Origin of the sequence: Streptomyces spinoverrucosus (genome assembly GCF_015712165.1) — a bacterium.
Lineage (GTDB): Bacteria > Actinomycetota > Actinomycetes > Streptomycetales > Streptomycetaceae > Streptomyces > Streptomyces spinoverrucosus_A.
This window is the reverse complement of sequence record NZ_JADPZX010000001.1, coordinates 1,447,888-1,466,206: the sequence shown is the minus strand read 5'-3', so window position 1 is coordinate 1,466,206 and position 18,319 is coordinate 1,447,888. Positions and strand designations below refer to the sequence as shown.

The window sequence follows — 18,319 nt, the reverse complement described above, 5'->3', positions numbered from 1 at the left end:
GACCGAGACATGCTGGACATCGCCGACGAGCTGCACCGGTGGGTCGAGCAGGGACGCGACTTCGCCGTGGCCACCGTGGTGGCCGTGAGCGGCAGCGCCCCGCGCCAGCCGGGCGCCGCCCTCGCGGTGGACGCCGACGGCACGGCCATCGGCTCGGTCTCCGGCGGCTGTGTGGAGGGCGCGGTGTACGAGCTGTGCCAACAGGCGTTGCGGGACGGGGAACCGGTCCTGGAGCGCTTCGGCTACAGCGACGAGGACGCCTTCGCGGTCGGACTGACCTGCGGCGGCATCATCGACATCCTGGTCACCCCGGTCCGGGCGGGCGACCCCGTCCGGCCGGTGGTGGCGTCCGCGGTGGCCGCCGCGTCCCGACGCGAGCCCGCCGCGGTGGCCCGGATCGTCTCCGGCCCGGCCGAACTGATGGGCGGCCGCGCGCTGCTGGTCCGCCCCGACGGGTCGTACGACGGCGGCTTCGGCGCCCATCCCGAGCTGGACCGCACGGTCGCGGCCGAGGCGGGCGCCTTCCTGGACGCCGGCCGCACCGGCACCCTGGAGATCGGAGAGCAGGGCTCTCGGTGCGGAGCACCGCTCACGGTGCTGGTCGAGTCGTCGGTCCCCGCCCCCCGCATGATCGTCTTCGGCGCCATCGACTTCGCCTCCGCGCTGGTCCGCGTCGGCAGGTTCCTGGGCTACCACGTCACGGTGTGCGACGCCCGCCCCGTCTTCGCGACGCGGGCCCGCTTCCCCGAGGCCGACGAGATCGTCGTAGAGTGGCCCCACGAATACCTGGAGCGCACCGACGTCGACGCCCGCACGGTGCTGTGTGTGCTCACCCACGACGCCAAGTTCGACGTACCCCTGCTGAAGCTGGCGCTGCGGCTGCCGGTGGCGTACGTCGGCGCCATGGGCTCGCGCCGCACCCACCTCGACCGCAACAGGCGGCTGCGCGACGTCGGCGTCACCGACCTGGAGCTGGCCCGCCTGCGCTCGCCCATCGGCCTGGACCTCGGCGCCCGTACGCCGGAGGAGACGGCCCTGTCCATCGCCGCCGAGATCGTCGCGGGCCGGCGCGGTGGCAGCGGGGTTTCGCTGACCGGCGCGCACACCCCGATCCACCACGACACGCCGTCGGCACCGGCGGGGCGGATCGGGTCGGTGGCCTGAATCGGACAGGCCCTAGTGGTCTGTCTCCAGGTGCAGTTTGAGCAGGTCCACGCCGTAGTCGCCGCCGTTGGGGGTGCGGATGACGGTGTGGATGTGCTGCTGGGTGGGCGTGCCGTTCATGCCGCCCATGCCGCCGCCGCTGTCCTTGGTGCCGTAGGCGAGCGGCGACTGGGCGTCGTACTCGATGAGCACCACCGGGCTGTGCACGCGGTAGTAGAAGGCCGAGTCGTCGTCCGTCTCGCCGAGCCAGTAGAGGTACGTGTCGTCCAGGTGCTCCTCGATCTCCTTCATCCGCACCTCGGCGTGGCCCTCGGCCTGGTAGCCGACGTAGACGCCGACCAGGTCGAGCAGCTTCTGCCGCTGGGCGGAGGTGAGTTCGGAGCCGGGCAGGCCCTGGTAGGCGAGTTCGAGGTTGTCGGCGCCCGCGCCTGCCTTCAGGTTGGCGCCGCTCTTCTCCTCGGTAGTGGAGATCACCTTCGCCCGCTGCGCCTCGGTGAGGGAGCGCAGCAGGGCCAGGCCGGCCGTGGTCTCCGGCTCGAAGGTGGTGATCTTCTCGCCGTCGTACGTCGCCGAGGTCGGCTCCGAGCCCATGAAGGTCGGCGTCATCACGACCTGGTCGCCCAGCACGAAGTAGTTGATCGCCAGATGGTGGCCCTCGTACTGGAAGCCCCAGGGCGCGCTGGTCGACGGGGTGCCCATGACGGTGAAGAAGTAGTGGCCCTCGGTGAGGGTCTCCTTGCCGCCGCCGTTGTACTCGCCGAGGAACGCGTTGAGCTTCATGATGTTGCGCGCCTGGGTGAGCCCGTCGGCCGAGAGGGCCGCGCCGAGCAGCGCGTAACCCAGCTCGCGCTGCTTGTCGGTGAGGTCGCCCATGCGGACGCCCTCGCGCTCGTAGCCGTCGACATTGCTCCACGCCAGCCATTCGTCGGCCTGGATGTCGAACAGGGTGGCCCGGCGCTGCTTCTGGGAGAGCCCGTCGAGGAACGCCTGCGCGGCCTTGACCAGCGCGTCGGTGGAGACGCCGGTGGAGTGGATCGTGTACAGGTCGTCGACGACCTTGCCGTCGGTGGTGACGCCGACGAAGTCCGCGTACTTCACCTCGCTCGCGCCGGGGCCCATGCCGCCGGGGCCGCCGGACGGCATACCGCTCGGGGCGCCGGAGGCCGCCGCGGCGGAACTCGCCGATTCGGAGGAGCCCGTGGAGCAGCCGGTCATCGTCGCCACCGCGGCGACGCCGCCGGCGAGCAGCGCCCGGTTCATGAACCAGCGGCGGGTGCGTTGGGCTTCGGGGGTGCGGAGTCTGTGTCCGTGTCCGTGCATGCGCACCACACTCCAGGGCGGACCTGAGGCGCTGTTCGGTCGGCGCTGTGCGGGCGCTGTGAGCGCCGGTCACCGCCCCCGGAGCAGGCGGTTCGCCGCCCGGCCGAAGACATGGCGGGCCGCGCGCTCCAGGGCGCCGTCGAGGACGGGCGGCAGCAGACGTACGCGGAGTTCCTCGCGCCAGATCACGTGGGCGCGGCCGCCGGGGCCCGGGCGGACCTCGATCTCCGCCCAACCGCGCACCACCCGGCCGCGTTTCTCCAGCCGGCACCGGCCGGGGGCGTCGTCGGCCGGCGGCTGCCAGACGGTGACCTCCATCCGGTCGTCGAAGGCCAGCGGGCCGAGCCCGGAACGGGCCACGAACACCGTGCCCACATGGGTCGGCGCAGGGGTGAGCACGGTGACGCGGGTCAGCGGGACGACGTCACCGTGCCGGGACCAGTCCGTGAGCCGGCGCCAGGCCTCGGGCGGGGGGAGCGGAGCCGTGCGTTCGAGGAGGAAGGTGGCCACGGGGCGATCCTAGGCGGGTGCTACCGGTAGACCTCGCCCGGTTCGGCCTTCCCCGGTGCCAGCAGCTGAGGGACCGTCACGAACACGTATCCGCGTTCCTTGAGCGCGTCGATGATGCCGGGTACCGCCGGCACGGTCCCCTGGTAGATGTCGTGCAGCAGGATGATGCCGTCCCGGCCCGCCTGGTCGAGGACGAGCCGGCGGATGAGGGCGGAGTCGTCGGTCGTGTAGTCCTTGGCGGTGACGCTCCACAGGACCTCGGCGAGGCCGAGTTCGCGGCAGATCTCGTGCACGGTGTCGTTCGTACGGCCCTGGGGCGGGCGCATGAGGGTGGGGCGGCGGCCGGTGAGGCGTTCGATCTCCTCGTTGGGGCGCTGGAGTTCCTCGCGTATCTCGTCCGGCTTCAGCCGGGTGAGGATCTTGTGGTCCCAGGTGTGGCTGGCGATCTCGTGGCCCTCGTCGGCCATCCGCCGGACCAGCTCCGGGTACTTCTCGATGTGCCGCTTGCCGAGCAGGAAGAAGGTCGCCGGGACCTGCTTCTCCTTCAGGATGTCGAGCAGGCGCGGGGAGTTCTCGCTGGGGCCCGCGTCGAAGGTGAGCGCGATGCACTTGGCGCGTCGGCAGTCGACGCTGCCGAAGGCGGCGGGCTTCCCGTCGGACGCGGCCTGGGCGCGGACCGCGCTGGGGGCGGTCGTGTCGAGGCTGGTGCAGCCGGTCAGGGCGAGCGGCAGGGACAGGGCCGCCAGGAAAGTCGCGGCGGCACGGAACGGGGTGACCCGTCTGTCCGTCTTCCCGGGTGCCTTGGGGTGTTGGAGTCCTGGTCGGAGAGGCATGCCGAGACTATACACTGAGTGTATAGACGGGGGTTATAGTTGCCTGCGCGGCTCACTCGCGTGTTGCCTGCGCGGCTCACTCGCGTGTTTGAGGCGGCCGCACTCTGGCACCCGGCCAGACATGACCGCCGCCTACGCCGTGGTGATCCCCACGCTCGTCCGTGACACCCTCGCCGACTGTCTCGCCGCGCTGGCCGCCGCGACCGGCCCCACGCCGCGCGAGATCGTCCTGGTCGACGACAGACCCGTCCCGGATCCGGGCCCGCTGGAGCACCCGCTGAGCGTCCTCGGCGATCTGCGCGACCGAACGACCGTGCTGCACGGCGGCGGCCGCGGCCCCGCCGCCGCCCGCAACACCGGCCTGCGCGCGGTCGCCTCGCCCTGGGTCGCCTTCCTCGACGACGACGTTCAGGTCGGCCCGCACTGGTGCGAGCAGCTCACCCAGGATCTGGCCGCCGCGAGCCCCGACACGGCCGGCGTGCAGGGCGTGATCGCCGTACCGCTGCCCGGGCTGCGCCGCCCCACCGACTGGGAGCGCGAGACGGTGGCCCGGGCGCGCGCCCGCTGGGGCACCGTCGACATGGCGTACCGCACCGACGCCCTCAAGCAGGTCCGCGGCTTCGACGAACGCTTCCTGCGCGGCCACCGCGAGGACATCGACCTGGCCCTGCGGCTGCTCGACGCCGGATGGGGCATCCGGCAGGGGCGACGCACCACACGGCACCCGGTGCGTCCCGAAGGCCGCTGGGCCTCGCTGGCCGCCCAGCGCGGGCACGCCGACGACGCGCTCATGCTGCGGCTGCACGGCGCCGGGTGGTGGAGCAAGGCGGTCGCGCCGCGCGGTCGTGTCCGCGCCCACCTCGCGGTGACGGCGGCGGGCGCGGCCGCGTGCGTGCTCGCGTGTGCCGGGCGTCGTACGGCCGCCGCTGTCGCCGCGTCGGTCTGGGCCGCGGGCACCGCCGAGTTCGCCTGGGCGCGGATCGCGCCCGGCCCGCGCACCCGGGACGAGGTGACCACCCTGCTGGTGACCAGCGCGCTCATTCCGCCGGCGGCCGGCTGGCACTGGCTGAGCGGACTGTGGCGGTACCGGGGCGCGCCCGTGTGGCGGGACGTGGCGCCGTGATCCGCGCCGTGCTCCTCGACCGCGACGGCGTCCTCGTCGAGGACGTCCCCGACAACGCCGACCCCGACCGCGTCCGCCCCGTCCCCGGCGCCCACGAGGCGCTCGCGCTGCTGCGCGCCCACGGCATCCGCACCGGCTTCCTCACCCACCAGCCCGGCGTCTCCCAAGGGCGCCTCACCGAGGCCGACGTGCGCCGGGTCGATGCCCGCGTCGAGGAACTCCTCGGCCCGTTCGACGTACGCGGCGTGTGCCCGCACGCCCCCACCGACGGCTGCCACTGCCGACCGCCCGAGCCGGGCCTGATCCTCTGGGCCACCGGCCGCCTGTGCACGGCGCCCGCCCACTGCGCCGTGATCGGCGACACCGACGCCCACCTGGAGGCCGCCCGCCGGGCGGGCGCGCACGGGATCCTCGTGACGACCGCCCGGCCACAGGCAACCGCCGGACACACCGACCTGGGCACGGCGGTGCGGTCGTTGCTGTCGGGCCGGGCGGCGACTCGCGCGGCAAGGTGACCTGCGCGGCGAGACGCAGCCTTCTCACACACGCCGCCCGGCTGCCCCCGGACGGGTCCCCGTCACCCCCAGTGCCGCCGCCAGCGCGTCCGCCCGTCCCGTACGCCGGTGCCGTCCCGGAAGCGGTCCCGAGCCCGCCGGGCGGCGCCGCGTCCGGCGCTCGGGCACCAGTCCCACCACCGTTCCGGCTCGCCCACTTCGAGCCGTTCGGCCGCGATCAGCGCGGGCCGGCCGCAGGCGCGCGCCTGCGCGGTCACCTTCGCGCCGCCCGTGACCGGGTCGACGGCCAGTGCCGCAGTGCCCGCCCGCAGCGCCAGGACCAGCCCGGGAACGACGACGGAGGTGCCGACCAGGCGACGTCGTACGCCGGCCCGGCCCGCTCCAGTACGTCCTCCACCCGCCGCAGGGCCGGCACGTCCCCGGCGGTCACCTCCCCGTCCCGGAAGCTGAACCGCCCGGTGAGCAGGATCCGCCGCGGTTGCCCCATGGCGCCGACGGGCGCCCCGCACCCCCGGCGGCCAATCCCGCCTACAGGGCGCGTGCGACGAGGAGGGCGACGTCGTCGTGGTCTTCCGGGTGGCGCAGACCGTACAGCAGCAGGTCGCAGGTCGCCTCCAGCGGCCGGTGGGGTTCGTCGAGGAAGGTGAGGAGTGCGTTCAGCCGGTCGTCGATGGGGTGGTGGCGGGTCTCTACGAGGCCGTCGGTGTACAGGACCAGCAGGTCGCCGGGGGCCAGTTCGACCGTGGTGGGCTCGAAGGGGATGCCGCCGATGCCGAGGGGGGCGCCGGTGGGCAGGTCGAGCAGCTCGGGGGCCTGCCCGGGGCGGGCCAGCGCGGGCGGCATGTGGCCCGCGTTGGCGATACGGCACTGTCTGGTGTGGGGGTCGTACACGGCGTACACGCACGTCACGATGTAGTGCTCCAGATCGCAGGTGATCTTGTCGAGGTGCTGGAGCACGGCCTCGGGGTCGAGATCGAGGTCCGCGTAGGCGACGGTCGCCGTGCGCAGCCGGCCCATGGTGGCGGCGGCGTCGATGCCGTTGCCCATGACGTCGCCGACGACCAGGGCGGTCTTGTCGTCGGTCAGACCGATCACGTCGTACCAGTCGCCGCCGACCTCGCTGGTGGCCTGCGCGGGCTGGTAGCGGGAGGCCAGCTCCAGGCCGGTGTGGTGCGGCGGATGGTCGGGCAGCAGGCTGCGCTGCAGGGTGAGGGCGGTGTTGCGCACGCTCTGGAACCAGCGGGCGTTGTCGATGGCCACGGCGGCACGGCTGGCCAGCTCACTGGCCAGTACGACGTCGTCCTGGTCGAACGGCAGCGGGTTGCGGGTGCGCTTGAGGTCGAGGGCGCCGAGCACCTCGCCGTGCGCGATCAACGGCACGGCGAGATACGAGTGGACACCGGCCTGCGCCAGCAGCGCCCCGGCCTCGTCGTCCCGGGCGATGCGCGGCAGATCCCGGTCGTCGACATGCCGTACCAGGACCGGCCGGCCGGTGTGCACGCACAGGGTGACCAGGCGGTCGCCCTCGTAGGCGGCGAGGTCCCCGGGCGGGTCGGCGGCGCGCAGCGCCACCGTCGGGTGCGCCGCCTTGAGCGCGAGGGCCCGGAACAACTCCGGCCCGTTGTCCGGGGCCCGGTTGCGGCGGCAGGCCAGCGCGGCGTCCAGGACGTCCACGGCGACCACGTCGGCCAGCTCGGAGGCCGCGATGTCGGCCAGTTCGCGCGCGGTCTGCTCCACCTCCAGCGTGGTGCCGACCCGGGTGGAGGCGTCGGCGATGAGGGCGAGGCGCCGCCGGGCCCGGTCGGCCTCGGCGGCCGCGCGGTGCCGTTCGGTGACGTCGACGACGGAGGTGGCCGCGCCCAGGATCCGCCCGCCGGGGTCCTCCAGCCGGTAGAACGACAGGGACCAGGCGTGCTCGTGCTCGGGGTCGGTCGGCGGGCGGCCCACGTGGTACTGGTCGAGCAGCGGGCTGCCGGTGGTGAGCACCTGACGCAGGCAGGCCTCGATGGTGTCGATGTCCGGCAGGTGCAGGGTCTCCCGCAGATGCCGGCCGATGTGGTCCTCGGCGGGCACCCCGTCGATCCGCTCCAGTGCCGGGTTGACCAGCAGATACCGCAGGTCGTGGTCCATGAGGGCGAGGCCGATCGGGGACTGGTTGATCAGCCGCTCGCACAGGGCGAGGTCGGTCTCGACGCGCTGGAGCAGGTTGTGGTCGGCGGCGAGGCCGAGGGCGTAGACGTCACCGAGATCGTCCAGCAGCCGCATGTTGCGGAACTCCGTCAGACGACTGCTGCCGTCCTTGTGCCGGATCGGGAAGGTGCCCGCCCAGGCCCGTCCGGTCTCCAGCACCTCCGCGAACAGCTTCGTCACGGCCGGCAGATGCTCGGGGTGGATGAACAGCCGCGCCGCGTACGTGCCGAGGGCCTCCTCCGCGGTGTAGCCGAAGAGCTCCTGGGCCTGCGGGGTCCAGAACACGATGCGCCCGTCGGCGTCGACCACCACCGCGGCCACGCTCAGCACGTCCAGCAGGCCGGTCGGTCTGGGCGCCTCGGGGCCGTACTCGTCCGCGTCGGACTGGAAGGATTCGGCTGTCATCCCTGGTCCTCCTCCTCCACCGGCCGGCGGAAGTGACACGTGCCCTTCCATGCTGCCCCCGGCCCTCTGCCTTGCCCAGCCCTGGGCGGGTCACGGGGTGCCCGGCGGGGCCGTGCACATCGGACGGACAAGCAGGAACATGGGTCCTGTAAAGGATGGGGACCCATGGACTCTGCGCGACACGGTTCCGACACGGCGCCGCCCGCCGGAGCGCGCGAGCTCTTCGACGCGTCCAGCGACGCGGCGGCGGTGGTCTCCGCCGCCGGCGTGGTGATCGGCTGGACCCGGGCGGCCGAGGAACTCCTCGGGCACCCGGCGCGGGAGGTCGTCGGCGGCTCCGCCGCACGTCTGCTGGCGATGCCCGAGGATCCGGTACGCGCGGCCGGCGTCGCCGAGCGGTGCCGCGCCGGAATGGGGTGGAGCGGTCACATCCCGCTGCGGCACCGCGACGGCCACCGGATCGACGTCGACCTGCGGGTCTCCGCGTGCTTCCGGATCGGCGCGCAGGAGTGCTTCCTGCTCTCGGCCCGGGAGCAGCGCCAGGAGTGGACGGTCGGCCGGTCCGTCCTCGACGGCTTCCTGACCCGCTCGCCGGTCGGCATGGCGGTGATGGACCTGGACCTGCGCTACATGTGGCTGAACGACACCCTGGAACGCTTCGGCGGCGTGCCCCGGGCGCAGCGAATCGGCCGCAGGCTGAGCGAGCTGCTGCCCGGGCTGCACGCGGAGACCCTCGAAGGCCTGATGCGCAAGGTGCTGGCGACCGGGGTGCCCGTCACCGACTACGAGTACGTCGGCTGGAGCTGGGCCGACCCGCACCGCCAGCACGCCTACTCCACGTCGTTCTTCCCGCTGCTGGACGCCGACAACTCCGTCACCGGGGTCGGCTACATGGTCCTGGACGTCACCGAGCGGTGGAACGCCCGACAGCTGTTGTCGCTGGTCAACGACGCCGGCACCAGCATCGGCCGGACCCTCGACGTGATGCGCACGGCGCAGGAACTCGCCGACTTCGCCGTTCCCCGCTTCGCGGACTTCGTCGTCGTCGACCTGCTGGAAACCGTGCTGAGCACCGAGGGGCACGGGACGTGGCTGACCGACGCGGGACCGGCGGCCGCCAAGCCGTTGATGCGCCGCGCCGGGATGAGCTCGGTGCGCGAGGGCTGCCCGGAGGCCGTGGCGCGGGTGGGGGACCGGGTGGACTTCCTGCCGCCGCCGCACAACGTGAACCTGCTCATCGACGGCGAGCCGATCCTGATCCCGGTCCTCGACCCGTCCGACGCGCTGTGGGTCGCCGAACAGCCCGAGCGTGTGGTGAGCATCCGCGAGTTCGGACTGCACTCCCTCATCTCCGTGCCGATGCGGGCGCGGAACGCCGCGCTGGGCCTCACCACGTTCATACGGTCGCTCAATCCCGTCCCGTTCCAGCCCGACGACGTCCTGCTGGCCCGGGAGCTGGTGGCGCGGGCGGCGCTGTGTGTGGACAACGCCCGCCGCTACACCCGGGAACACACGTCGGCGGTCACCTTGCAGCGCAGCCTGCTCCCGCAGGCCCTGACGGGCGGCACGGCGCTGGAGGTGGCCTCGTACTATCTGCCGGCCGATCCGAGCGGAGGGGTCGGCGGCGACTGGTTCGACGTGATCCCGCTGTCCGGCTCCCGCGTGGGCCTCGTCGTCGGCGACGTCGTCGGCCACGGCATCACCGCGGCCGCCACGATGGGCCGGCTGCGCACGGCGGTGCAGACCCTCGCCGACATGGAGCTGCCGCCCGCCGACCTGCTGGCGCACCTCGACGACCTGGTGCTGCGGCTGAGCGAGGAGAAGACCGACGAGAGCACGACGCCGTTCCTCGGCGCGACCTGTCTGTACGCCGTCTACGACCCCGTCACCAGGCGGTGCACCATGGCCCGCGCCGGACATCCGCCCCCTGTCGTGGTCGCCCCCGACGGGCAGGTCTCCTTCCCGGAACCCCCGGCCGGGCCGCCGCTCGGGCTGGGTGGGATGGCCTTCGAGTCCGCCGAGATCGAACTCGCCGAGAACAGCCTCCTGGGTCTCTACACCGACGGCCTCATCGCGGGCGCCGACCGCGACATGGAACTCGGCATGTCCAAACTCGGCGAGGCCCTGGCCCAGCACTCCACAGGAAGGGGTGGCGCGCACACCGCGCGCGGCGGTGGTGAGGCGGGGGCGGGTGAGGTGGGGGCCGGTGGTGGTGAGGCGGGGCGGAGTGTGGCGGGGGCCGGTGGTGGTGAGGCGGGGCGGAGTGTGGCGGGGGCCGGTGGTGGCGACGCGCGGGCGGGTGTGGCCGGGGACGGTGGTGCAGATGCGGGGCGGAGTGTGGCGGGGGCCGGTGGTGGCGACGCGCGGGAGGGTGTGGCGGGGGCCGGTGGTGGCGACGCGCGGGAGGGTGTGGCGGGGGCCGGTGGTGGCGACGCGCGGGAGGGTGTGGCGGGGGCCGGTGGTGGCGACGCGCGGGAGGGTGTGGCGGGGGCCGGTGGTGGCGAGGCGGGGGCGGGTGTGGCCGGGGACGGTGGTGCAGATGCGGGGCGGAGTGTGACGGGGTCCGGTGGCGGCGGCGCCGGAGCGAGCGCCGCGGGGACCGGGCCCGCGGCGGGCACGGGGTGGGGGCCGGACTCCGACGTTGCAGCAGACACCGGGCGGGGTCAGGACTCCGGCCTGGCGGCGGGCGGTGGGCGGGGTCAGGGCTCCGATCTCGCGGCGGGTGGCGGGCGCCGGGGCTCCGGTCTCGCGGCGGGTGGTGGGCGGGGTCGGGACTCCGATCTTGCGGCGGGCCCCGGGCGGGGTCAGGACTCCGGCCTGGCGGCGGGCGGTGGGCGGGGTCAGGGCTCCGATCTCGCGGCTGGCGGCGGGCGCCGGGACTCCGGTCTCGCGGCGGGCGGTGGGCGGGGTCGGGACTCCGATCTCGCGGCTGGCGGCGGGCGCCGGGACTCCGGTCTCGCGGGGGTCGGTGGGCGGGGTCAGGACTCCGGCCTGGCGGCGGGCCCCGGGCGGGGTCAGGGCTCCGATCTCGCGGCGGGCGGCGGGCGCCGGGACTCCGATCTCGCGGCGGGCCCCGGGCGGAGCCAGGACTCCGACCTGGGGGCGCGCGCCGGACGCGGCCCGGCCCCCGACGCCGCCGCGCACAGCCGACCGGCACCGGACCCCGACCTCGCGGTCCTGTGTGCCTTCGCCGTGGAGCGGCTGGTGCCCGTGCCTCAGCCCGACGACATCGCGCTGCTCCTGACGCGCACCCACGCCCTGGGCGCCGACCACGTCATCTCCTGGGACGTCCCCGCGGACCCCGCCGCCGTCGCCGACGTCCGGGCCCGGGCGACCCGTCAGGTCGAGGCCTGGGGCCTGGAGGAGCTGGCCATGACCACGGAGCTGATCGTGAGCGAACTGGTCACCAACGCGGTCCGCTACGCCGCACCGCCCATCCATCTGCGTCTGCTCCGCGACTCCCGCCTGACCTGCGAGGTCGCCGACGGAAGCAGTACCGCGCCGCGCCTGAGGCATGCCCGCAGCACGGACGAGGGCGGCCGTGGCCTGTTCCTGGTGGCCCAGCTCGCCCACCGCTGGGGCGCCCGCTACACCCCCGGCGGCAAGATCATCTGGGCCGAGCAGGAGATTCCGTGAGACCCGGGGTTACCGGGCCAGTTCCTTGGTGATGCGGTCGAGCATGAACGCCGAGGACTCGCGCGCCCGTTCCTCCCAGGCGAAGACGCAGGCGGTGGCCACGCCGTCGAAGTCCAGCTCGCGCAGGGTGCCGAAGAAGGCGTCCCAGTCGACCTCGCCCTGGCCGATGTCGAGGTGCTGGTGAATGCGGGCCGGGGTGCCGGGCGGATTGAGGATGTAGCGCAGTCCGGACGACCCCTTGTGGTTGAAGGAGTCCGCGATGTGCACATGCCGGAGCTTGTCGCCGGCGTAGCGCATCATCGCCGCGATGTCGGCCCCCACCTCCGCCGCGCCGGACAGATGGAAGGTGTGCGGCGCGCAGTAGAGGTAGTTCACCCAGGGCTTGTTGAGGGCACGGACCAGGTCGACCGCGGGGGCGTTCTCCTCGCAGAAGTCGTCCGGGTGCGCCTCCAGGTTGAGGGCGATGCCCTCCCGCTCGAAGACCGGCAGCAGCTCCTCCATCGACCGCCAGAACGCGGCCTCGCTCTCGGCGGCCCGCTCGGGACGTCCGTTGAACTCGGAGTTCATCAGCGGGCACCCGAGCTCGGAGGTGATCTCGATCATCCGCTTCCAGTAGCGGACGGCGGCCTGCCGCTCCGTCTCGTCGGGCGAGGACCACTTGTACAGCGGCAGCACGGAGGACAGCTGGACGCCGTGCGTGCGCAGCGACCGCTTGAACGCGGCGACGCGTTCGTCGTCCGCCCGCGGATGCAGGAAGAACGGCATGAAGTCGTCGCGCGGCGACAACTCGATGTACTCGTAGCCGAGTTCGGCGACCGTGCGCACCATGTCGTCGAGCGGCAGGGCGCGGAACATGTACGGATCGAGGGCGATCTTCATGCGGTTCCTCCGTAGAAGGCCGGGCGGGGCTTCATGTCGACGGTGACGACCTGGCCGCCGGTCTGAAGGGAACGGACGGCGGCGTCGCAGATGACGGTGGCGGCATAGCCGTCCCACGTGGAGGGCCCGGTGGGCTCGGCGCCGCCCGCGACGGCGTTGATCCACTCGCGGAACTCGGTGTCGAAGGCGTCCGCGAACCGCCCCTTCCAGTCCTGCAGTACGGCGGTGCCGTGCCGTCCGGCGCTACGGACCCCCACTGCGGCCGGGTCGGGCAGCCGGACGAGGCCCTCCTCGCCGACGGTCTCGCACTGGATGTCGTATCCGTACTGGCAGTTGACGAAGACCTCCAGGTCGATGCGGACGCCCTGCACCGTCTCGAAGTACATCAGCTGGGGGTCCTTGAGGTGCGCGAACCGCCTGCCGGTGGCGCGCGGCGTGATCACCTGGGCGGAGACGATCTCGTCGTCCAGCAGCCAGCGCAGTACGTCGATCTCGTGCACGGCCGTGTCCTGCGCGGCCATGACGGAGGTGTACGACTCCGGCACGGTCGGGTTGCGGTGCGCGCAGTGCACGATCAGCGGGGTGCCGACGGCGCCGGAGGCGATGGTCTCCTTCATCTGGCGGTAGCCCGCGTCGAAGCGGCGCATGAAGCCGACCTGGACGAGACGGCTGCCGTGGGCGCGTTCGGCGTCGACGATGCGCAGACAGTCCTCGGCGGTGGTGGCGAGGGGCTTCTCGCAGAAGACGGGCTTGCCGGCCGTGATCGCGTCCAGGACGTGCTCGGCGTGCGTGGGCCCCCAGGAGGTGACGAGGACGGCGTCCACGTCGGGGGAGCCGATCACGTCGGCGCCCGTGGGCAGCGCGGTGGCGCCGACGCGGGCGGCCGCCTCGGCGGCGCGCGCCGCGTCGATGTCGGTCACGGCGGTGACGGCGGCCCCGGTGACGACCTCGGTGAGGCGCCGTATGTGGTCCTGGCCGATCATTCCGGCGCCGATGACACCAACTCGTACGGTCATGGTCGTTCCCTCCACGGGATTCAGGAGAAGCGCGCCCGGAGTTCGGCTTCGAGGGTTTCGAGGGTGCGGCCCTTGGTCTCGGGGGCGTAGCGCTTCACGAAGGTGATGGATACGACGCCCGCCGCCACGAACAGGAAGAACGTGCCCGCGATGCCGACGCCGGAGACCAGGGACGGAAAGAGCAGGCCGATCACGAAGTTGGTCAGCCACAGCACCACGGCGGCGACGCCCATCCCGAAGCCGCGCATCCGCATCGGGAAGATCTCCGAGAGCATCAGCCAGGTCACCGGCGAGATCGCGCCTTGCTGGAAGGCGAGGAAGGTGACGGTCATCGCGAGCACGGCGTAGGCGCGGACCTCGCCGGACGGCAGCGTCAGCGCGAACACGCCGATCAGCAGCAGGGCGACCGTCGTGCCGAGCTGGCCGGTCATCAGCATCGGGCGGCGGGGCACCCGGCCCAGCAGCCAGATCCCGACGAAGGTGGCCAGCATCGAGATCACTCCGTTGGCGATGTTCGCCGTCAGGGCGCCGTCGGCGGTGAAGCCGGCGTCGGTGAGGATCTGGGTGCCGTAGTACATGATCGTGTTGACGCCGGTGATCTGCTGCACGATCGCGATGCCGAAGCCGACGAACATCAGCCGGCGCACCCACGGCACGGCCTTCATGTCCTTCCAGCCGCCGAGCCTCTCCCGCTCGTCCAGGACGGCCAGCGCGGACACCTCGCTCAGCTCGGCCTCGGCCCGGGCCCGCGACCGCACCTGCTTCAGTACGCCGAGTGCCTCCCCGAAGCGGCTCTGCGAGGCCAGCCAGCGCGGGCTCTCCGGCATCACCAGCATCCCGAACCACAGCACCACGGCCGGCAAAGTGGCCAGCACCAGCATCCAGCGCCACACCCCGCCGGACTCGCCGCCGACCTGGGCGATGACCGCGTTGGAGGTGAAGGCGAGCAACTGCCCGCTGACGATCATCAGTTCGTTACGGGTGACCAGCGCGCCGCGCCGCTCCGCCGGCGAGATCTCCGCGAGGTACACCGGCACCGTCACCGACGCGCCGCCGACCGCGAGGCCGAGCACGAACCGGGCGACGACCATGACGGCGGTGGTCGGTGCGAGGGTGCAGCCGAGCGCGCCCACGAAGAACAGCACGGCGAGGGCGAGGATCGTCCGGCGTCGTCCGCGCGCGTCCGACAACCGGCCCCCGGCGACCGCGCCGAGCGCTGCACCGAGCAGGAGCGAGCTGGTGACCATGCCCTCGGTGACCGGGGTCAGGCCCAGGTCTTCGGTCATGTAGGGCAGGGCGCCGTTGATGACACCGGTGTCGTAGCCGAAGAGCAGACCGCCGAAGGTGGCGATGACGGTGATCAGGCGCAGCCGCCGGGAGACCGCGGAAGGGGCCTGGCCGGCGACCGGGGGCGGGGCCGGTGACGCGTCGGCCTTCACGTCCATGGCCGCCTCCTGCCGGTCGGGGTTCGGGCGTCGCGTTCGGTCCTGCGCGGTGGCGATGGCGCCGTTGCCATGGAGTGTCCTTCGGGAGAGATCGGGACATCGCGCTGCTTCCCCCGTCGCCCCGGGGGCAGCCGGTGCGTTGTCGGAAGAGGTCGCTGTCGCGCTCTACTAGCGCGCTCTAGTGCGAGTACGATGGCGCCTGTTCAAATGTCATGTCAATACCTTGTTGCCGGGAGATTTCGCCGCCGCCCCGGGTGGGTTCCGGGACTGGCTCGGTCGAAGGGTGGGTTCACAGGTGGATGCAACGGGCAGGCAGCGGCCCACGATGGCCGATGTCGCCGACCGGGCGGGCGTGTCCCGGGCGCTGGTCTCGATCGTCTTCCGCAACCAGCCGGGCGCGAGCCAGGAGACCCGCGAACGGGTGCTGCGGGTCGCCGAGGAGATCGGCTACCGCCCCGACAGCGCGGCCCGGCTCCTCGCCCGCGGCCGCAGTCGCACGCTCGGCGTGATGTTCACCGTCCACCAGACCTTCCACACCGACCTGATCGAAGGCATCTACCCCGAGGCCGAACGCCTCGGCTACGACGTCCTGCTCTCCGCCGCGGCCGAGGGCCGCAGCGAGGCCAAGGCGATCGAGGCGCTGCTCGGCCACCGCTGCGAGGCGCTGATCCTGCTCGGCCCCGACGCGGACCCCGCCTACCTCGACGAACTCGGACAGCGCACCGTCACCGTGTCGGTCAGCCGCCGCGTGCCGCGCGCCCGCGTCGACTTCGTGCACAGCGCCGAGAGCAAGGGGGTGCGGCAGGCCATGGACCATCTGATCGAACTCGGGCACCGCAGGATCGTGCACGTCGACGGCGGCCGGGGACCCGGCTCGGCCGAGCGGCGGCGCTCCTACCGGGCCGCGATGCGCCGGCACGGACTGGAGGCGGAGACCCGGGTGATCCCCGGCGAGCACACCGAGGAGTCCGGCATCGAGACCGGCCGCCTGCTGCTGGCGGAGCGCGACCGGGGCCTGCCCCTGCCGACGGCGGTCCTCGCAGGCAACGACCGGTGCGCGATGGGCGTGTTGATGGCCCTGGTACGGGCCGGCGTCGAGGTCCCGCGCGACATGTCCGTCGTCGGCTACGACGACAGTCACCTCTCCCATGTGATGCCGATCGGCCTGACCACCGTCCGCCAGGACGCGGTGCTGATGGCCGAGCATGCGGTGCGGTTCGCCGTGGAACGGCTTCAGGACCCGGAACTGGGGCCCCGGGAGGCCGTACTGGACCCGAAGCTGGTGGTACGGGGGACCAGCGGCCCGCCGCCCCGGGAGGCGGCGGGCTGAGTTCGCTCAGCGGGTGCCGTTGGCGGCGAACTCCGCGATGGAGTCGACGTTCTCCTCGGTGACGAAGGCCGGCCCGGTGAGCACCGGGGCGGTCCCGCCGCCGCTGAAGTTGCCGTTGGTGCGGTACAGCCACAACCCGTCGACGGCGAGGTAGCCCTGCAGATACGGCTGCTGGTCGACCGCGAACTCCACGGACCCGTCCTGGACGGCCCGCACCAGCTCCTTGTTGAGGTCGAAGGTGGCCACCTTGGCCCTGCTCCCCGAGTCCTGCACCGACTGCACGGCCGTGAGCGCGAAGGGGGCGCCGAGGGTGACCACCTGATCGACGGAGGAGTCCCGCTGGAGCTTGGCGGTGATCGTGGACTTCACGGACGGCATGTCCGTGCCGTTGACGTAGAGGGTCTCGGTCTTGCCCTTGAACCCCTTCTTCAGCCCGGCGCAGCGCGCCTCCAGCGCGACCTGCCCCTGCTCCTGGATCACGCACAGGGCGTGCCGGGCGCCCAGCTGGTTGAGGCGCTCCCCGAACGCCTCGCCCGCGATGTTCTCGTCCTGGCCGAAGTACTCCAGCATCCCGAGCTGCTTCCAGTCGTCCAGGCCGGAGTTGAAGCCGACGACCGGGATGCCTGCCGCCCTGGCCTTGGCCACCACCGCCTTCATGGCGTCCGGCTTGGCCGCGGTGAGCGCGATGCCGTCGACCTTCTGGTCGATCGCGTTCTGCACGAGGTTGGCCTGGTTTCCGGCGTTCGGGTCGCTGGAGTAGACGAGCTTGACGTTGTCCTTCGCGGCGGCGGCCGTGGCGCCCTTGCGGATCAGGTCCCAGAAGGTGTCGCCGGGGGCGGCGTGCGTGATCATCGCCACCGTCATCCGGGGCGTGTCCGCTTGGCCCGCGGCTGCGGCTGCCGCGCCTTCCTCGGACTTCTTCCCGCCGGAGCCGCTGGAACAGCCGGCGGCGAACAGGGCGCCCGCCAGCACGGTGGCGGTCAGGGCGGCGGCTCGGTGGTTTCTGTGCATGTCCCTTGCACCTCGTGACGAGTGGGTCCGGCTCGGTGGCGGACCGTGGCGCGGCGGGGTGGTCGGCCGGACGATGGGCTGGAGCGCCTACTAGTGCGCCCTACTAGTGCGCTCTAGTGGCACGTACTATGGGGCCGCCCTCGGTGGATGTCAACGGTTTGTCAGGACGTTTGAACAAGGTGCCGGGCAGGCCGCTGATCCGGTCCCCGCTCGGCGTCGTTCTGCATGTGTTTGATCGAGAAATAGCACCTTGTGAGACATTTCACCGATAAATGACTGGACTGGGGCACGTCGCAGATTTAGCGTCCTTTGAAAGCATGCGAGCCTTACAGACGATTTCCGCAGCGCCGCGGAGGCCGTGCAGCAGATGCGGCGTACCTCCGCGCCGGCATCACCAGAGGGGCGACTCGAGCCCGGAAGGTGGACAAGTGAGCGAAGACGCTGTGTGGGTCAGGGGTGTGACCGGCATCCAACTGCACCACGTCACCAATCTTCAGGACGCGCGACGCTTCCTGGGCAACGCCGTCATGGCGCTGAGCGCCGCCCATGTGCGGACCGGCGACGCCAGGTTCTCCGGTCTCGCCGACCAGCTCAAAGCGGTGGTCGCCGAAGCGCGGGACCTTGAGGGCGAGGCCCGGGAGAGCATGCAGCGGCTGCACTCTACGGATCCGGAGCGGTTCGTGCGCTGCCGGGAGGGCGAAGAGCCCTGGCCGGACGAGTTGCAGGCGGGCTTCATCCCGCGCCACACCTGCCGGGACGAGTGCCTGTACCACGACCGCGACGTGCTGGACGCCATCATGCAGTGCACCTGCGGCCGGCCCCCGTGCCGAGCGTGCGCGATCGCCGGCGCGCCCTGACGCACGCCTGGGCCCGACCCGGGGTACGCCGTCCGAGCCGCCGCGGCTGTCACCGCGTACGTCGGACCGTGCCCCGGTCACTCCA

Annotated in this window: 16 protein-coding genes; 6 read left to right on the top strand and 10 right to left on the bottom strand. The window is 72.6% G+C overall.

The annotated features are described in order from the left end of the window. The first annotated feature begins 9 nt into the window (after positions 1–9). Positions 10–1,164, top strand: a complete 1,155-nt coding sequence (locus I2W78_RS06720) for an XdhC family protein (RefSeq protein ID WP_196457807.1) — start codon at positions 10–12, stop codon at positions 1,162–1,164. Between the two features lie 12 nt (positions 1,165–1,176). Here I2W78_RS06720 and I2W78_RS06715 read toward each other — a convergent pair whose 3' ends face one another. The 3 genes from I2W78_RS06715 to I2W78_RS06705 all read right to left on the bottom strand — a co-directional run bounded on the left by I2W78_RS06715 (position 1,177) and on the right by I2W78_RS06705 (position 3,827). Then, a complete protein-coding gene (locus I2W78_RS06715; RefSeq protein WP_230885358.1) occupies positions 1,177–2,484 on the bottom strand; it encodes a DUF3500 domain-containing protein in 1,308 nt (435 codons plus the stop codon). A 69-nt stretch (positions 2,485–2,553) separates the two neighbouring features. Further along, complete coding sequence (locus I2W78_RS06710; RefSeq protein ID WP_196457805.1) at positions 2,554–2,994, bottom strand: SRPBCC family protein; 441 nt, start codon at positions 2,992–2,994, stop codon at positions 2,554–2,556. A gap of 20 nt (positions 2,995–3,014) precedes the next feature. Beyond that, on the bottom strand, positions 3,015–3,827 hold the full coding sequence (locus I2W78_RS06705) for a polysaccharide deacetylase family protein (protein WP_196457803.1): 813 nt from the start codon (positions 3,825–3,827) through the stop codon (positions 3,015–3,017). Between the two features lie 121 nt (positions 3,828–3,948). Here I2W78_RS06705 and I2W78_RS40285 point away from each other — a divergent pair, with 121 nt between their 5' ends. Both I2W78_RS40285 and I2W78_RS40280 read left to right on the top strand, forming a co-directional pair. Next, positions 3,949–4,950 carry a glycosyltransferase family 2 protein gene (locus I2W78_RS40285; RefSeq protein ID WP_230885357.1) on the top strand — a complete coding sequence of 334 codons (1,002 nt, stop codon included), beginning with the start codon at positions 3,949–3,951 and terminating at the stop codon, positions 4,948–4,950. Further along, positions 4,929–5,465 carry a D-glycero-alpha-D-manno-heptose-1,7-bisphosphate 7-phosphatase gene (locus tag I2W78_RS40280; RefSeq protein ID WP_307783617.1) on the top strand — a complete coding sequence of 179 codons (537 nt, stop codon included), beginning with the start codon at positions 4,929–4,931 and terminating at the stop codon, positions 5,463–5,465. Before I2W78_RS40285 ends, I2W78_RS40280 begins: the two co-directional genes overlap by 22 nt. A gap of 62 nt (positions 5,466–5,527) precedes the next feature. On the opposite strand, the gene I2W78_RS40275 is transcribed toward I2W78_RS40280, so the two are convergent. Genes I2W78_RS40275 through I2W78_RS06690 form a run of 3 tightly spaced genes read right to left on the bottom strand, consistent with a single transcriptional unit; the run spans position 5,528 to position 8,060 of the window. Then, positions 5,528–5,722, bottom strand: a complete 195-nt coding sequence (locus tag I2W78_RS40275; RefSeq protein WP_374222646.1) for a hypothetical protein — start codon at positions 5,720–5,722, stop codon at positions 5,528–5,530. Then, positions 5,719–5,952, bottom strand: a complete 234-nt coding sequence (locus I2W78_RS40270; RefSeq protein ID WP_230886979.1) for a hypothetical protein — start codon at positions 5,950–5,952, stop codon at positions 5,719–5,721. The genes I2W78_RS40275 and I2W78_RS40270 overlap by 4 nt, the downstream gene beginning before the upstream one ends. A 41-nt stretch (positions 5,953–5,993) precedes the next feature. Continuing rightward, positions 5,994–8,060: a SpoIIE family protein phosphatase gene (locus I2W78_RS06690; protein ID WP_196457801.1), complete on the bottom strand. Its 2,067-nt coding sequence runs from the start codon at positions 8,058–8,060 to the stop codon at positions 5,994–5,996. A 165-nt stretch (positions 8,061–8,225) separates the two neighbouring features. On the opposite strand from I2W78_RS06690, the gene I2W78_RS40265 reads away from it, so the two are divergent. Then, the gene (locus I2W78_RS40265; RefSeq protein WP_230885356.1) at positions 8,226–11,696 is read left to right on the top strand and encodes a SpoIIE family protein phosphatase; all 3,471 of its coding nucleotides are present in this window, start codon (positions 8,226–8,228) and stop codon (positions 11,694–11,696) included. A gap of 9 nt (positions 11,697–11,705) precedes the next feature. Here the strand turns inward: I2W78_RS40265 and I2W78_RS06675 are convergent, their stop codons facing one another. Genes I2W78_RS06675 through I2W78_RS06665 form a run of 3 tightly spaced genes read right to left on the bottom strand, consistent with a single transcriptional unit; the run spans position 11,706 to position 15,036 of the window. Next, complete coding sequence (locus I2W78_RS06675; protein WP_196457799.1) at positions 11,706–12,575, bottom strand: sugar phosphate isomerase/epimerase family protein; 870 nt, start codon at positions 12,573–12,575, stop codon at positions 11,706–11,708. Next, the gene (locus I2W78_RS06670; RefSeq protein ID WP_196457797.1) at positions 12,572–13,591 is read right to left on the bottom strand and encodes a Gfo/Idh/MocA family oxidoreductase; all 1,020 of its coding nucleotides are present in this window, start codon (positions 13,589–13,591) and stop codon (positions 12,572–12,574) included. The genes I2W78_RS06675 and I2W78_RS06670 overlap by 4 nt, the downstream gene beginning before the upstream one ends. A 20-nt stretch (positions 13,592–13,611) precedes the next feature. After that, on the bottom strand, positions 13,612–15,036 hold the full coding sequence (locus tag I2W78_RS06665; protein ID WP_196457795.1) for a sugar porter family MFS transporter: 1,425 nt from the start codon (positions 15,034–15,036) through the stop codon (positions 13,612–13,614). A gap of 325 nt (positions 15,037–15,361) precedes the next feature. Here I2W78_RS06665 and I2W78_RS06660 point away from each other — a divergent pair, with 325 nt between their 5' ends. Further along, entirely contained in the window at positions 15,362–16,366 is a 1,005-nt protein-coding gene (locus tag I2W78_RS06660; RefSeq protein ID WP_196457793.1) for a LacI family DNA-binding transcriptional regulator, read from the top strand. A 6-nt stretch (positions 16,367–16,372) separates the two neighbouring features. Here I2W78_RS06660 and I2W78_RS06655 read toward each other — a convergent pair whose 3' ends face one another. Next, on the bottom strand, positions 16,373–17,377 hold the full coding sequence (locus I2W78_RS06655; protein WP_196457791.1) for a substrate-binding domain-containing protein: 1,005 nt from the start codon (positions 17,375–17,377) through the stop codon (positions 16,373–16,375). Positions 17,378–17,805: 428 nt separating this feature from the next. Here I2W78_RS06655 and I2W78_RS06650 point away from each other — a divergent pair, with 428 nt between their 5' ends. Further along, entirely contained in the window at positions 17,806–18,234 is a 429-nt protein-coding gene (locus I2W78_RS06650) for a hypothetical protein (RefSeq protein WP_196457789.1), read from the top strand. Positions 18,235–18,319: the final 85 nt, after the last annotated feature.